A 16,131-nucleotide genomic window follows, 5' to 3' on the forward strand; every position below is an offset into this window, starting at 1 on the left:
ATTACCAAAAATAAGCATAAAGACCAGTAAGAATTACAATAACAACCGCTGAGCCTAGGGCAAAACTGTTGCTTACCTTAAACATACTGCTATCAATTTCTAATCCTTTGGCTTTTACCCCTCTCTTATGGTCAATTAAACTGATAATTACCATTCCAATTACAGCAATAACGAACACAAAGCCCATTCTATCTAAAAATGGTATTTCGTATAACGATGTACCATCAGGCTGAACAACTAATGAAGAGAAACCCGATGATGCCAGAAATTCTAGATCCATTAGTCGAGGTAAAAACTTAAACAATACCGATAAGGCAAAGCCGCCAACGGTAGCGAACATTGCTGCATTTGAACTTGTCTTTTTCCAAAAGAAACCTAAAATAAACATGGCAAAAATACCCGGACTAACAAATCCTGTGTATTCCTGGATAAATTCAAATCCTCCTTTTTTATCGATACCTAAAAATGGAGCGATAACTACAGCGGCAGCCATAGCTACAACCACTGATATTTTACCTACTTTAACTAATTTCTGCTCACTAGCTTCTAAATCAATTTTCTTTTTAAAGATGTCTAATGTAAAAATAGTTGCTATACTATTAACCTTACCAGCTAATGAAGCAACAATTGCTGCTGTTAGTGCTGCAAATGATAAACCTTTTAATCCGGCAGGTAAAAGATTTAGTAAAACTGGGTAAGCCTTATCAGGATTTAATTCGCCATTTTGCAGCATTTCTGTTTGCAAACCACCTTTCATATGGATAACATACGCAGCAATACCTGGTAAAACCACAATAACAGGCATTAATAACTTTAAAAATGCAGCGAATAAAATACCGCTTCTAGCAGTTTTTAAATCGGCGCCCAAAGCACGTTGCGTAATGTATTGATTACAACCCCAATAATTTAAATTCACAATCCACATACCACCTAACAACACGGTTAAACCTGGCAAACTAGGGAAATTCGGATTATCCTTTTTCAAAATCATGTGAAAATGATCATCAGATTGGCTCATCATATAGTTAAAACCATTAATTACACCATCCTGTCCGTTTAATTCTGCAACTCTTCCCAAGGCTAAATATGTAGTAACTAATCCACCTAAAATCAAGAAAATTACCTGTATTACATCGGTATAACCAATTACCTTCATCCCGCCTAATGCGATAATAATTGAAAAAGCAGCCAAAGCATACATACATAAGGTAGTATCAATACCTGATATCCCATTAATTGCCAAAGCACCCAAATAAAGTATAGAAGTTAAGTTTACAATTACGTACAACAACAACCAAAAAACCGCCATGATCATCGCAACCGTTTCATTGTAACGTTGCTGCAGAAATTGCGGCATGGTGTATATTTTATTTTTCAGATAAACCGGAATGAAAAATACGGCAACAATAATTAATGTTAAAGCAGCCATCCACTCGTAGGTGGCAATGGCTAAACCCATTTTAAATCCATTACCACTCATGGCAATAAATTGTTCTGACGAGATGTTTGATGCAATTAACGATGTTCCGATAGCCCACCAGGTTAACGAACCTTCAGCTAAAAAATAATCGTGTGAAGCCGAAACCGACTTTTTCTTTTTACGGTAAATGAACCACCCGTACGCGGCAACAATTACAAAGTATACCAGAAATACGATGTAATCTTTAATAGCTAAACTGTTCATGTTTGGTTTTTGGTTAGAATTTTATTGTTAAAAGTAAAATGCTCAAACCGTTTGGAACGAATTTGAGCATTTACTATTTTGATTAAATGTGTCTGTTAATGATGTTTTCTAAATATTCTTGTTTACCACTTAAAGTTTGTGGTTCGCCATTTTCGGCAGCAAAGTTTCTTAAATCCTCGAGCGTTAATTTTCCTTGCTCAAATTCTGCACCCTTGCCACTATCAAATGATGCATATCTATCAGCACGTACTTTTTTATAATCAGATTTTTGAAGAATAGAATCTGCAGTAATTAAAGCACGAGCAAATAAATCCATTCCACCTACGTGTGCATAAAATAAATCTGCTTGGTCTGTAGAGTTTCTACGAATTTTAGCATCGAAGTTTACACCACCACCTTGCAAGCCACCACCTTCTAAAATAATCAACATGGCTTCTGTTAATTCATTAATGTCGTTAGGAAACTGATCTGTATCCCAACCATTTTGATAATCGCCACGATTAGCATCAATAGAACCCAATAAACCATTATCAACCGCTACTTGCAATTCATGTTGGAAAGTATGTCCGGCTAAAGTTGCATGGTTAACCTCTAAGTTTAATTTAAAATCTTCCAATAAATCGTACTGTTGCAAGAAACTTTTAACCGTTGCAGCATCATAATCATATTGGTGTTTAGATGGCTCACATGGTTTAGGCTCGATGAAGAAAGTACCTTTAAAACCTTGCTTACGAGCATAATCTTTAGCCGTGTGTAAAAATTTAGCTAAATGTTCTTGCTCCCGTTTCATGTTGGTATTTAGTAAGCTCATGTAACCTTCTCTACCACCCCAAAACACATAATTTTCTCCGCCAAGGGCGATGGTTGCATCTAAAGCAGCTTTAACTTGTGCAGCGCCATGTGCCAACACATGAAAATCTGGATTAGTAGATGCGCCATTCATATATCTTCTATGGCTGAACAAATTGGCTGTTCCCCAAAGTAGTTTTACGCCGCTATCTGCTTGTTTTTGCTTCGCGTACTCAACCAAAGCTTGCAATCTTCTCTCATTATCCGCAACATCATCGGTATAATCTACTACATCCACATCGTGGAAACAATAATAAGGTAACTGCATTTTGGTGATAAATTCAAAAGCAGCATCCATTTTATCTTTTGCACGCTCTACGGCATCTTTCTTTTCATCCCATGGGAAAATATGCGTAGCGCCACCAAATGGATCTGCACCATTACCGTTAAAAGAATGCCAATAAGCACATGCAAATTTAAAATGCTCAGTCATGGTTTTGCCTGCCACCACTTTGTTGGCATCATACCATCTAAAAGCCATCGGGTTATCGCTTTGCAAACCTTCAAACTTAATTTGCTCAATACCTTTAAAAAATTCTTTTTCTCCTGTTACTACTTTTGTCATTGTATTTAATTTTTTATATTTCTATCCTAAAGTTTTCATTAATAGTTGTTTCCAATCTTGGTAAATCGGCTCATAAGCCGCTGTGTTTTTTGGTTCGAGATAACTTAACACTTGATGTTGTGTAAAAGCATCTTCGGCACTTTTAAAGATACCTGCACCAATACCAGCACCTAAAGCTGCACCAACACTGCCGTCATTTTCATATAATTCAACTGGCACTCCGGTAACATCTACAAAAGTTTGCGCAAATACCTCGCTTAAAAATAAATTTGCTTTGCCCGCCCTAATCACTTTTGGGTTCATGCCATTTTCACGCATAATGTCTAAGCCATATCTAAATGCAAAAACTATGCTTTCTTGCACCGCTCTAAAAATCTCGGCTTGGCCGTGAGTATTTAAATCTATTCCGTTGAGTTGAGCACCGGTATACTTGTTGTTTAACATCCTTTCTGCTCCATTTCCGAATGGTAAAACCTTTAAGCCTTTGCTGCCAATTGGTGCTTGTGCTGCAATGAGATTTAATTCGGGATAAGACAAGTAAGGCGCAAAAGTATGTTTGGCCCAACGATACATACTTCCAGTACCATTAATGCACAACAATACCCCAGTATGCTTATGTTCTTTGGTATAGGTAACGTGAGCAAATGTATTAACCCTCGACTGTTGATCATAAGTCAGTTCATCACTTACACCATAAATAACCCCAGATGTACCTGCGGTTGCCGCCACTTCACCTGGCTTTAATACATTTAAGGACAAAGCGTTATTTGGCTGATCGCCAGATTTATAGGCTACAGGAATACCTGCTGTTAAACCCAACAATTTAGCCACTCCGTCTTTTAAATGCCCATGTGATGAAAATAAAGGTTGTACTGGCGGAATTAAATCTGCGTTAAAGCCATAATGGTTCATTACATCTGCAGAAATTTCATCTTTTTTAAAGTCCCAAAAAACGCCCTCAGAAAGTGCTGAAATACTGGTAGTGATTTCTCCCGTAAGCTTCATGGCAATAAAATCACCAGGCAACATCACCTTATCTATTCTTTCGTAAATAGCTGGCTCGTTGTTTTTGACCCACGCCAATTTTGAAGCGGTAAAATTTCCTGGAGAGTTTAACAAGCTGGCCAAAGATTGCTCATGACCAATTGCATCAAAGGCTTTTTCACCTAGTTCAACGGCTCTACTATCGCACCAAATAATGCTATCACGTAAAACCTCCTGATTTTTATCAACCACCACTAAACCATGCATTTGGTAGGCAACGCCGATGGCTTTAATTTCCTTTGGATCAAATAAATTGAGTGAATTAACTTTTAAAATTGCTTGCTGAACGTTATGCCACCAATCCATGGGAGCTTGTTCGGCCCAACCAGATTGTACAGACTTTATTCCAGCTTCGTCTTCTGGATATTGAACCGCAGCAATACTTTTTTGGGTGTTTACATCAACTACCGCAACTTTAATTGATGAAGTTCCAACATCGATACCTAATAGATACATTTATATATTTTATTTTTTAGCGTGAACGGCATCATTACCAGCATAATCCAACCACTTAAACATGGCTTTATTTTCTGAAGCTTCGCCAGATGAAGTGGCATAAAGTGCGTAAAGTGCTCCAACAAATCCGCCAGCAGTTTGAGTACTGATCCACTTACCATCTACCTTATCTTTTAACAACTTCCATTTTCCTTGCTCATCTGTATAGTAAAAACCATAAAGGTCACGTTGGGCTTCTATTTTAAACTGAACTTTTTTAGCGTCTAACGGTGCTTCAGTAATCAAAACCATCGCTTTTGTTTTCGGATTTCCTTTATAAAGCTGTACAACTTGTTTTCCATCTTTTGCCGATTGGCAGATATAATAGAAATTATATTCGCTCTGAAAAATCAACATCCCAGCTTTTTCATTTTCTTTTTGTGCCTCAAAAACCATTTCTGTAGCTGCCGAACCTGTTAAATGCTGCTGACGCTTTCCGATAAATGCCGGATTAGCTAAACCCATACAGGTTTCTGGAAGCAGTTTCATGGTTAAACCATTTTTCTTGTCTAACTTATACCAACTGGTATCATTTGTTCTCAAAAAAAGTAAAGATTGGTCTAATTTTTTATCAAATTTGGTTCTGTAGGCAAAATTCCCGCTTTGCGGTGGAGCTTTTTGTTTTACTTCCTTGTAATCAAAAGTGTAGCTGTATTGAATTTCTTTCACATCAGGATTGATGATTGGCCATTCATCTACCCATTTTACGGGAGCAATAAAAGTTTCTCTACCTGTATTGTAATGATTACCTTCATATGGTCTAACTGCTAAAAAAACAGCATAAGTTTTACCATCTGGGCCGTCTACTAGTTCTGCATGACCAGCAGAAGTGATTGGGTCTTTACGGTTAGGATCTAAATCACGTTGTGTTAAAATTGGATTTTTCTCATAAGGGATGTATGGCCCAGTTGCATTTTTGCTTCTTAAAATTACCTGAGAGTGATTAACAGATGTACCTCCTTCTGCTGCACATAAGTAATACCAATCTCCACGTTTAAAAATATGCGGACCTTCTATCCAAACGGGCTTTTTGCTTAAATCAACACCACCGTTAACCAACTGAATTTCTTCACCAACTACGTTCATTTTAATTGGATCGAACTCATAAGTGCGTATGGTTCTGTGACCAGAATATAAAGGTTTGTTATTTGGCGCATCACTATTGTAAACGATGTATGCCTTATCAGTATCAAAAAACAGTGATGGATCTATTCCTCTCACTTTTGGCAGCCATACTGGGTCACTCCATGGCCCAGCCGGACTTTTAGCGGTCATCACAAAATTACCCCTCTTATCAATATTTGTACAAGTAACATAATAGGTACCCTTGAAATAATTAATAGATGGCGCAAAAAGGCCTCTTGAAGTTTGATCGCCAAAAAATGTCATTTGTGACGGTCTGTCGATTACACTTCCAAGCTGTTTCCAGTTTTTTAAATCTTTACTATGAAAAACAGGAATACCAGGGAAATAGGCAAACGTTGAATTAACAAGATAAAAATCATCTCCTACCCTAGTAATACTCGGATCTGGATAAAAACCAGACATTATCGGATTCTGAATGGTAATTTGACCATGGCATAGCCCGGCAAACAAACCTATAAGTATAAAAATTATTTTTTTCATAGACTTTGTGTGATACAAATTGATATAATATCCCTAACAAAACATAAAATTATAAATAATATTCAGTAAAAACAAACGATTGCATCCTATTCCGTTAAAATAAAATTAAAGATACAACCGATTGCATAATTAGTTATTAATGCATACTTTAGCATTAATAATTTAATAAACCTTCCATATTATCATGCAAGAAAGCAAGAAGATGATACAAACCATGCGTTGGTACGGTCCAGAAGATATTGTAAAATTGGAGGATATCCGTCAAGCGGGATGTGCTGGCATAGTTACTGCGCTACACCACATTCCTGTTGGTGAAATCTGGAGTATCAAGCAAATACAAAATCGAAAAAAGCAGATTGAGGACTACGGAATGGACTGGGCAGTAGTAGAAAGCCTTCCTGTTCATGAAGATATAAAGAAAAGAACTGGGCACTTTAAACAATACATCGAAAATTATAAAATCAGTCTTAGGAATTTAGCAAATCAGGGAATTCATGTGGTAACCTACAATTTCATGCCGGTTATAGATTGGATGAGAACAGACTTAAGATATAAAACCAAAACAGGCGCTCTTGCACTCCGTTTTGAAAAACTTGCATTTATCGCTTTTGATCTATATCTACTAAAAAGGGAAAATGCTGAAAAAGACTACACTGAAGAGGAAGTAAAGTCTGCTAGCATTTATTTTGCTAAACTTGATGAAGAAGCTAAAAAAACCCTGATGAGTACCTGCCTACAAGGGCTTCCAGGAAGCAAAGAAAGTTTTACTTCAGAAAAGGTTCTGAATTTGATAAGGGAATTCAGCGAAGTCAGTACCGTAGTACTACGTGAAAATCTGATTTCTTTCCTTCAAGAAATCTCCCAGGTTGCAGATGAAAATAATATGCAATTAGCCATTCACCCAGACGATCCACCATATCCAATTTTAGGGTTACCACGTATTGTTAGTACTGAAGCGGATCTAAAGTATTTACAAGACCAAATACCATCAAAAAGCAATGGAATTTGTTTTTGCAGCGGATCTCTTGGCGCAAGACCAGATAACGACCTTTCAGGCATCATCAAAAGAATGGGAAATAGGATATATTTTCTTCATTTAAGAAGTGTGGAATTAGAAGGTAATGAAAATTTTCATGAAGCTAATCATCTCGAAGGTTCTGCGAACATGTTCGAATTAGTCAATCAAGTTGTAGAGCTGATGGAAAAACAAAATAGAGCAATCCCAATGAGACCAGATCATGGTCACCAAATGTTAGATGATTTGGCGAAAAATCCGTATCCAGGATATTCTGCCATCGGCCGCTTAAAGGGTTTGGCAGAATTAAGAGGACTGGAAATGGGAATTCAAAACATGAAAATTCTTAATAAGAAGATAGATGAAAACCACTTGCTTTTTAGCAATAAAGGCTCCTCAAACAAATAAAAAACAATACTAAAAAGATGAAACATACGATTAGCGATTTAGAAGATATCGCCTCACAGGTAAGAAGAGATTGTTTGAGAATGGTACATGCCGTTCAGTCTGGCCACCCGGGTGCTTCTTTGGGATGTGCAGATTTCTTTACCGCACTATACTTCGAAGTACTGAACCACAACCCAGAATTTAAGATGGAAGGTGTTGGCGAAGACCTATTCTTCCTTTCAAACGGACACATCTCTCCGGTATGGTACAGCGTACTTGCTAGATCAGGCTATTTTGAAGTAAGTGAACTTAAAACCTTCAGAAAACTTGATTCAAGATTACAGGGACACCCGACAACACATGAAGGTTTACCGGGTGTCCGTATCGCCTCTGGTTCTTTGGGTCAGGGACTTTCGGTTGCTATCGGTGCGGCATTGGGCAAAAAACTGGATGGTGACAAGTCGCTGGTTTATGCCTTGATGGGCGATGGAGAACTACAGGAAGGCCAGAACTGGGAAGCTTTGATGTTTGCCCCTTTCCACAAAGTGGATAACCTGATTGCAAGTGTGGATTACAACGGACAACAGATTGATGGACCAACAGAAAAAGTGCTTTCTCTGGAAAACCTGCAGGCAAAATTCGAGTCGTTCGGATGGCATGTCATCACCTCTGATGGAAACGACATGGCAGAAATCGTAAAAGCCCTGCATTATGCAAAATCGCTGACCGGAAAAGGTAAACCAATCCTTAACCTGATGAGTACCCAGATGGGCTACGGAGTTGATTTTATGGTTGGTACGCACAAATGGCATGGCTCGGCACCTAGCAACGAACAATTGGAAACTGCTTTGGGCCAGTTAAAGGAAACGGCCGGGGATTATTAAATGGAATGGGGTTTTGCGATAAGCGTTTGGCGATCTGAACGCAAAACGCAGAACGCTCAACATTAAACTATTAGAAATGAAGACCTGCGGAGCAAGCTTGAACGCAGTTAATTTAAAATATACACATCGTGAAAAAATACACATATACAGAAAAAAAGGATACGCGTTCGGGTTTCGGGGCAGGACTGCACGAGGCGGGCAAACGCAACGAAAACGTTGTTGCACTTTGTGCCGATCTGGTTGGCTCTTTAAAGATGGATGCTTTCATCAAGGATTTTCCTGAACGATTTGTGCAGGTTGGTATTGCAGAGGCCAACATGATGGGCATTGCTGCCGGACTTACCATCAGCGGAAAAATCCCGTTTACCGGTACATTCGCCAACTTTTCAACTGGTCGTGTTTACGATCAGATCCGTCAGTCGATTGCCTACTCGGGCAAAAATGTGAAAATTTGCGCATCTCATGCTGGTTTAACGCTAGGTGAAGATGGTGCAACACACCAGATTCTGGAAGACATAGGTCTGATGAAGATGCTGCCGGGCATGGTGGTCATCAATCCTTGCGATTATAACCAGACAAAAGCTGCAACATTGGCCATTATGGATAATGAAGGCCCGGTTTATCTGCGTTTCGGTCGCCCTGTTATTCCTGTATTTACACCCGAGGATCAGAAGTTCGAGATCGGCAAGGCATGGATGGTGAACGAGGGAACCGACGTGACCATTATTGCTACAGGCCACATGGTTTGGAGAGCGATCGAAGCCGGAGAACAATTGGCAGAATTGGGCATTGATGCTGAAATCATCAACATCCACACCATTAAACCTTTGGATGAGGAAGCCATTCTAAAATCTGTTAAGAAAACCGGTTGCGTGGTTACCTGCGAGGAGCACAACAAATTTGGTGGACTGGGTGAAAGTGTTGCCCGTTTATTGACTACCGAATATTTGGCAGCGCAGGAATTTGTGGCCGTTAACGACAGTTTCGGAGAAAGTGCAACTCCAGATCAGTTGATGACCAAGTACAAACTTGATCCAGATGATATCGTTGCAGCCGCTCAGAAAGTGATCAAAAGAAAAAGATAGATTAAGCAATTAGATGTGAGATTTGAGACATAAGGTCTAATCTCACATCTCAATACTAATAGCTAACTGCTCAAATCTCTTATCAATTCTTAATACCAGGTACAAAATTGAACTTAAGGTTTTGATAATACTTAAGGTCATGTTGTGGCTTTTCATACCCCGCAGGCAAAGGCAGTTTAGAAAAAGATTGAAAATAAAGTAGACAAGCATCTCGCCACCATTTGGCTTCGCTAAACTGTATTTTTAATAATTGCGCAACTTCTTCGTGTCTATCATCGTCAATCTTGCCTTTCATTCCTTGCCAAGTTACCTGCATCGAATCTACAGCCTTGGCACCATCATAATAATGTTCAACTAATTCGTTCCATAAAGTATTTCCTGATTTTAATTGATCTGTCCATTTTAATCGATGAAACCATAAGAGATATTTTTCTGGCACCTGTTTAACATCCCCAAATTGTTCAGCAACCACTGGAAAATATTGCGCAACGGCATTAGAACCCGTAGCAGTTCTATTAAAACCAATGCCAATGCTATCAGCTTTGTGGTAATACACTGAAGTCCAATCCTCTCTCCCTGCATTTTTTACCCACGGCCCTGGTCCATAGTGATGGTTTCTGGCCATAATATGGTGCAATCCTAAAGGTGTCATGTAATTCACTATCGTTTCCCTAGACTCCATCATGATTTTGTTAATCGCTGTAAGGGCCAATTGATCATTGGTAAATGTAAGCCTAATCCACTCTTCAGCTATTTGATCAGCAGAAAATTCGGGATTCCATGCTAAACGACCATAAGCATACCAATTTGATTGGGCAAAAGGATGACCACACCAATTTACATCAGAACCAATATTGGCAACACCTGCAATGGCTGTCAATTGGTGCTCATCAAGCTTACCTGAAATTACCTGAGCTACAGTAGAGCCTTTGCCTTTCGAGTAGGTATCGGATGAGAAAGTTTCTTTAAACATTGTGCCTAAATAAGCCAAATGTGTAGAAAAACCGAGATATTCTTGGGTAAGTTGAAACTCCATCATTACTGGCGTGGCTGGCATTGCACCAAAAAGTGGGTGAAAAGGTTCACGGGGTTGAAAATCAATTGCTCCATTTTTTATTTGAACAAGTACGTTTTCCCTAAATTTTCCGTCTAAGGGTTTAAATTCGTTGTAAGCTTGTTTGGCTCTATCATCTGGCACTTTATCATCGTATACAAAAGCACGCCACATTACTATTCCTCCAAAAGGTGCTAGTGCATCTGCAAGCATATTAGCTCCATCGGCGTGGTTTCTACCATAATTTTGAGGACCTGGCTGTCCTTCTGAATTCGCTTTTACCAAAAAGCCACCAAAATCAGGAATATATTGATAAATTTCCTTTGTTTTGTCGATCCACCATTGCTTTACTTGCGGATCTAGTGGATCTGCGGTTTTCAATCCCCCTAACTCTATTGGTGCACTAAACCTAGCTGACAAATAAACTTTTATCCCGTAAGGCCTAAAAACTTTAGCTAAAGCAGCAGTTTTAAGTAGATATGGAACGGTTAAAGACAACGCATTCGTATTTACATTATTTAACACAGTACCGTTAATTCCTATCGAGGCATTTGCACGAGCATAATCGGTGTATCTGGTTGGTGTAAATCCTGGTAATTTATGCCATTCCCATAAGCTAGAACCTGCATAACCACGTTCTACAGTCCCATCAAGATTATCCCAATGGTTAAGGATTCTATTTTTTATAGTAGGTGATTGATTGTTATTAAGTTTATCTAAAGAGCTATTGGATTGCAATAATCTGATAAAATGATAAACCCCATATAACACACCTTTATCGTTCTTAGCACAAATAACAATTTTTAACTGACTGTTCGTAATAAAGGTTTTGATTAAAAATCCCTCTGGTGAATTAGGAATTTCATTTGCTGTAACCATTGCTTTAATTACTGATGAACTTTCTGGAGTACCAATAATTAGTGATGCCAAATTAGTAGCATCCAAAGTAACTTTTTTACCTAAAAGACCATTTAAAGCTAGCAAAATTTCTTTTTTGGCTACTCCAGCCATTTCAGATTTCACTTCAAAATTGATTGATTTGATTTGGCTTCTATATTTTTCTAACAAATCTGGATTTTCAATTCTATCATACCTTAACCATAACCGATAACCAGTTTCGGCAAATGAAATTTCAGTAACAAAAGCAAAAGCCAAAAAGAATATAATTCTGTATTTCATATGTTCAAATTTATAAGTGGTTAATTGTTTTATAACATAGAGATGGTTTTTTGCAATACATTGCCAGAAGTTACATTTAATTCATCAGGCTGTGAACCTCCAGCACTAACCATTAACTTCCCTTTAATCAGCTGCGTTACACCTTCTTCATTTACAAACGATAGTTCTTCTGGTGAAAGTGTAAATTTTAAAACTTTTCGCTCTCCAGGTTTTAAGGATATACGTTCAAAACCTTTAAGTGCTTTAAGCGGCGACTTTACTTTGGAATTCGGATTTGTAATATAAACCTGAACAACTTCTTCGCCTGTCATCTTACCTGTATTTGTTACCGTCACACTTAATGTAACTGAATTTCCACTTTTAATTTGTGTTGGCAAAGCTAACTGCTCATATTTAAAGGTGCTATAACTTAAGCCATATCCGAAACCGTACAAAGGCTTTCCTTCAAAATAACGATAGGTTCTTCCCTTCATCGAATAGTCAGAAAAATCTGGTAAATCTGCATCACCACGATAAAAGGTTACTGGCAACCTACCTGCCGGATTATAATCGCCAAATAGCACATCAGCAACAGCTGTGCCAGCAGATTGCCCACCGTACCAAGAGTTTACAATTGCTGGCACATTTTCTGCCTCCCATGGAATTGCTATTGCGCTTCCCGTCATCATTACAAACACCAATGGCTTACCTGTTTTTTTAAGCGCTTTCATCAACTCTGTTTGCACTTTAGGCAATAAAATTGAAGTACGATCGCCCCCATTAAAACCAGGGAAATTAACTTTCATTTCTTCACCCTCTAACTGCGGTGAAATACCACCTACAAAAACAATAGCATCCGCATCTTTAACTTTTTCAGCCAATGCTAAAAAATCGGTTTTCTGGTAATCTCCCGCACTCAATTTAATATTTGCTTTGCCATCGCCTTGCCAATAATCCAACGAAAGCTGATACGATTTGCCAGTTTCTACATCAATTTTATACTGCCTAGCACCCCATCTATTTCTAGTCCATGCATTAATCACCTCTTTACCATTTATCATAAAACGGTAGCCATCATCACCTTCTACCTCGAATGTAAGCGAACCTGTGTTATTAGCAGTGTAATTAGTGGTGTATTTAGCAGAAAAATTCCTTGCTGTAATATTGCCTATTACTCCTTGCCCCTCTTGCCAGGCTAAATTTAATTCAGTCTCATATCGAGTTATAGGATCGCCTTTTAATTCTGCGTTATTAAAGTATTCTGCCTTAAAACCCTGTTTACCATCAATATTACATTGTTTGGCATAATTCATATAAACCAACAATGTATCGTTGGTAAAATTGATTGCTTTTTCGTAAACCACATTTGCATTTGGAAGTTTTTCTTTAATGCCCTGAACAACGGTTTTAAGTTCGGTTGGAATACCGTTGTAATTACCCAAAATGGCAATAGAATTATCAGCATTTGGCCCCAAAACAACAATTTTTTTGGCCGATTTACTTAAAGGCAGTGTTTGGTTTTGGTTTTTAAGCATTACAATAGATTGCTGTGCCATTTTTAATGCATGAGCCTTATGCGCTGCACTTTCTAAAACAGAAGAAGGTGTTTGTGCATATTTCACCATTGCAGGAGGATCAAACATTCCCAATTTAAACCTGGTCATGAAAAGCCTTTTTACAGATACATCAATTTGCGCTTCTGTTAATTTACCATCTTTAACTGCTTTAACCAACGATTTATAGGCATCGGTACCACATTCTACATCCGTTCCATGTAATACAGCATCGGCTGATGCACTTGCAGCATCTGCATGGGTTTTATGGTTTTTAAAGAAATCATCAATACCCCAACAATCAGACGTTACATAACCTGTGAAATTCCATTGTTTGCGTAAAATGTCTACCATTAAAAGATCGCTTCCGCAGCATGGCTGGGTCTGAAAAGCATTATAGGCACACATTACCCCTTCTACTTTTGTATCTACCACTAAAGTTTTAAATGCTGGTAAATAGGTATCCCATAAATCGTACTTGCTCACTTCGGCATTAAAAACATGCCTTTCTGGTTCTGGCCCGCTATGAACTGCATAATGCTTGGCACATGCAGCAGCTTTTAAATATTTTGGATCATCGCCTTGTAAACCCTTCACAAACCAAGCTCCCATTGATTTTGTTAAAAAAGGGTCTTCGCCATAAGTTTCTTGACCTCTGCCCCAACGCGGATCACGAAAAATGTTAATATTTGGTGTCCAATAAGTTAAACCCATGTATCGATCACCACCTCTGCCTGCCTCAACTGCTTTATTATGGATTGCTCTACCTTCTAATGCCGAATAATCTGCCATTTTAAAAAGCGATGCTTTGTCAAAAGTTGCCGCCATGCCTATGGCTTGCGGAAAAACCGTTACCTTATAAGGTGTTCTAGCCACTCCGTGTAGTACTTCATTCCACCAATCATATGCCGGAACTTCTAAACGTGGTATTGCAGGTGCCGTATTTAACATTTGGCTTACCTTTTCCTCTAGTGTCATCCTAGCTACTAAATCATTTACACGAGTTTCGAAATCGAGTTGATGATTTTGGAAAGGGAATTTTGGAGACTGTGCTGTTGAACATAAGGGAATTGCAGCAATTAATAATAGTGTTAATTTTAGTAGGTATTTCATTATTACAAAAATTTATTAGCCCATTGAATAAAATATTTGATATTTGGAGCGTCTGTATGGCCTCCATCGTGCTGTCTCCATGCCAACTTACCTTCCAACAAGCCAGTATTAACTGACGGCATTTTTTCAATCTTATAATCATTCGATACTCCAATATCTTTGGCACCTAATAATTTGTATACTTTTCCGGCAGAAACAGTGGCCATATAACTGCCTTGATGATCAAGCCAATTAGAGTCGCCCATTGAAGGGGCGCCATGGCTAATAAAAGTTAGCCTTGGTGCGCATAAAGCAATAAGTTGATTAGATTCTACTGGAATATCGTTTGCATTCTTGGAACCAAATTTAGCTTGGTCCGCAGCATATTTTAAATAATTTCCCGCCATCCAGTAATGGGCTCCCCCTGCCAGGTTTTCAACGGCTTCGCCAAAATTTCTGCGAGCTGGTTTAGTACCACCCTGCCCTGATGAAGCTATCAAGCCAATAGCAAAACGTTGATCAAATGCCATGGTAACCAAAGCCGCTTTACCATACCTTGATACTCCTTCAATGCCTACTTTTTTAATATTAACCTTTGGCTCGGTACTGAGATAGTCAAAAGCTTGGGAAGCACCCCATGCCCAGGCTCGCAAGGCTCCCCAATCTTCTGGCTTACGGGGCTGACCTTTGTTGGTCAATCCAATTATACCTTTTGTAAGTTCTGCTCCACTATCAGCTTGGATACTTGTTGGATCTAATAACAGATATCCCCATCCAGCAGCAATGAGTTGTTCAGCAGTGGGAGGATCTCCAATCGGGCGAGCCGATATTGGATTAATTCGGGAGTTTTGACTAGCAATTGGTTGATATGCTGGATACTTTTCAAAAATAGCTTTTAATTCGGGATTTGATTTGATAAGCAGGTCTTTCACGGCATGATTAATAAGTTCCAAATCCTCTCTGTTTGGTTGAGAAGGTGCAGGCAATATACTTGGTCCAAACATAATTAATAATGGGACAGGATCTTTTGCATTTGCTGGCAAAACCAAGGTCATGGCAATATTAACATTTAACAAAGGATAATTGGAATTGTCGAGTTGACCAACAAGTTGTTTAGCAATTACAGGAGTAAAACCAATGTATTCACTGTCAATAACTTTTACTTTCCAGTTAACTTTAGGCACATTTTTCGGAACTCGTCCATAAACTTCTCTTTCAAAATCTTCGATAATTTCAGCTCTTCGTTTATCCCATTGCTGAGGATTCATCACCTGGTTTCCGTTATTAAATATCAGCGGATCTGGATAATTTGGAAATGGATTCGCAAGTGCTTGATCACTGTTTGCTCGATTAGGAGCTTTGTTATCACCACTATATCCAGGTCGGAGAGTTTTGATCCCTAATTGGTTCATCATGTTTTCTCTATCCTGCTGTGAGGAAAAATTTACGATAGGCAGAAAACTTTTACCATCATTTTTGTCTGAGTTTTGTGCACAACAGCTAACAGAAAAATAGCCTATAAGAAAAAAAATCAACGTTGATTTCATACATATTGAATTTGGTTTCTACTTACAACAATGAGTTTAAAATCATCCTTGTAGAGCCAAATTTAAGAGGCTATGACTAATTTACATGAGCGG

General features: G+C 38.5%; 10 protein-coding genes. 3 read left to right on the forward strand and 7 right to left on the reverse strand.

The genetic code is table 11. From position 1 onward, the window contains the following. Nucleotide 1: 1 nt before the first annotated feature. From FA045_RS17770 to FA045_RS17785, 4 genes are all read right to left on the reverse strand, one after another. Entirely contained in the window at nucleotides 2-1,684 is a 1,683-nt protein-coding gene (locus tag FA045_RS17770; protein WP_136878429.1) for a sodium/sugar symporter, read from the reverse strand. Nucleotides 1,685-1,766: 82 nt separating this feature from the next. Then, nucleotides 1,767-3,098 carry a xylose isomerase gene (gene xylA / locus FA045_RS17775; RefSeq protein WP_136878430.1) on the reverse strand — a complete coding sequence of 444 codons (1,332 nt, stop codon included), beginning with the start codon at nucleotides 3,096-3,098 and terminating at the stop codon, nucleotides 1,767-1,769. Between the two features lie 21 nt (nucleotides 3,099-3,119). Then, nucleotides 3,120-4,598 carry a xylulokinase gene (locus FA045_RS17780; RefSeq protein ID WP_136878431.1) on the reverse strand — a complete coding sequence of 493 codons (1,479 nt, stop codon included), beginning with the start codon at nucleotides 4,596-4,598 and terminating at the stop codon, nucleotides 3,120-3,122. 9 nt (nucleotides 4,599-4,607) lie between these two features. Next, a complete protein-coding gene (locus tag FA045_RS17785; RefSeq protein WP_136878432.1) occupies nucleotides 4,608-6,263 on the reverse strand; it encodes a glycoside hydrolase family 43 protein in 1,656 nt (551 codons plus the stop codon). A gap of 184 nt (nucleotides 6,264-6,447) precedes the next feature. Here FA045_RS17785 and uxuA point away from each other — a divergent pair, with 184 nt between their 5' ends. From uxuA to FA045_RS17800, 3 genes are all read left to right on the forward strand, one after another. Further along, complete coding sequence (gene uxuA / locus FA045_RS17790; RefSeq protein WP_225871379.1) at nucleotides 6,448-7,686, forward strand: mannonate dehydratase; 1,239 nt, start codon at nucleotides 6,448-6,450, stop codon at nucleotides 7,684-7,686. 17 nt (nucleotides 7,687-7,703) lie between these two features. After that, nucleotides 7,704-8,549, forward strand: a complete 846-nt coding sequence (locus tag FA045_RS17795; RefSeq protein WP_136878433.1) for a transketolase — start codon at nucleotides 7,704-7,706, stop codon at nucleotides 8,547-8,549. A 128-nt stretch (nucleotides 8,550-8,677) separates the two neighbouring features. Beyond that, the gene (locus FA045_RS17800; RefSeq protein WP_136878434.1) at nucleotides 8,678-9,634 is read left to right on the forward strand and encodes a transketolase family protein; all 957 of its coding nucleotides are present in this window, start codon (nucleotides 8,678-8,680) and stop codon (nucleotides 9,632-9,634) included. Nucleotides 9,635-9,716: 82 nt separating this feature from the next. Here FA045_RS17800 and FA045_RS17805 read toward each other — a convergent pair whose 3' ends face one another. Genes FA045_RS17805 through FA045_RS17815 form a run of 3 tightly spaced genes read right to left on the reverse strand, consistent with a single transcriptional unit; the run spans nucleotide 9,717 to nucleotide 16,038 of the window. Beyond that, nucleotides 9,717-11,867 carry an alpha-glucuronidase family glycosyl hydrolase gene (locus FA045_RS17805; protein WP_136878435.1) on the reverse strand — a complete coding sequence of 717 codons (2,151 nt, stop codon included), beginning with the start codon at nucleotides 11,865-11,867 and terminating at the stop codon, nucleotides 9,717-9,719. Between the two features lie 29 nt (nucleotides 11,868-11,896). Beyond that, nucleotides 11,897-14,512 carry a glycoside hydrolase family 3 C-terminal domain-containing protein gene (locus FA045_RS17810; protein ID WP_136878436.1) on the reverse strand — a complete coding sequence of 872 codons (2,616 nt, stop codon included), beginning with the start codon at nucleotides 14,510-14,512 and terminating at the stop codon, nucleotides 11,897-11,899. A gap of 2 nt (nucleotides 14,513-14,514) precedes the next feature. After that, nucleotides 14,515-16,038: a glucuronyl esterase domain-containing protein gene (locus tag FA045_RS17815; RefSeq protein WP_136878437.1), complete on the reverse strand. Its 1,524-nt coding sequence runs from the start codon at nucleotides 16,036-16,038 to the stop codon at nucleotides 14,515-14,517. Nucleotides 16,039-16,131 lie beyond the last annotated feature (93 nt).

This window comes from Pedobacter cryotolerans (genome assembly GCF_005116475.1).
In the GTDB taxonomy this organism is placed as follows: domain Bacteria; phylum Bacteroidota; class Bacteroidia; order Sphingobacteriales; family Sphingobacteriaceae; genus Pedobacter; species Pedobacter cryotolerans.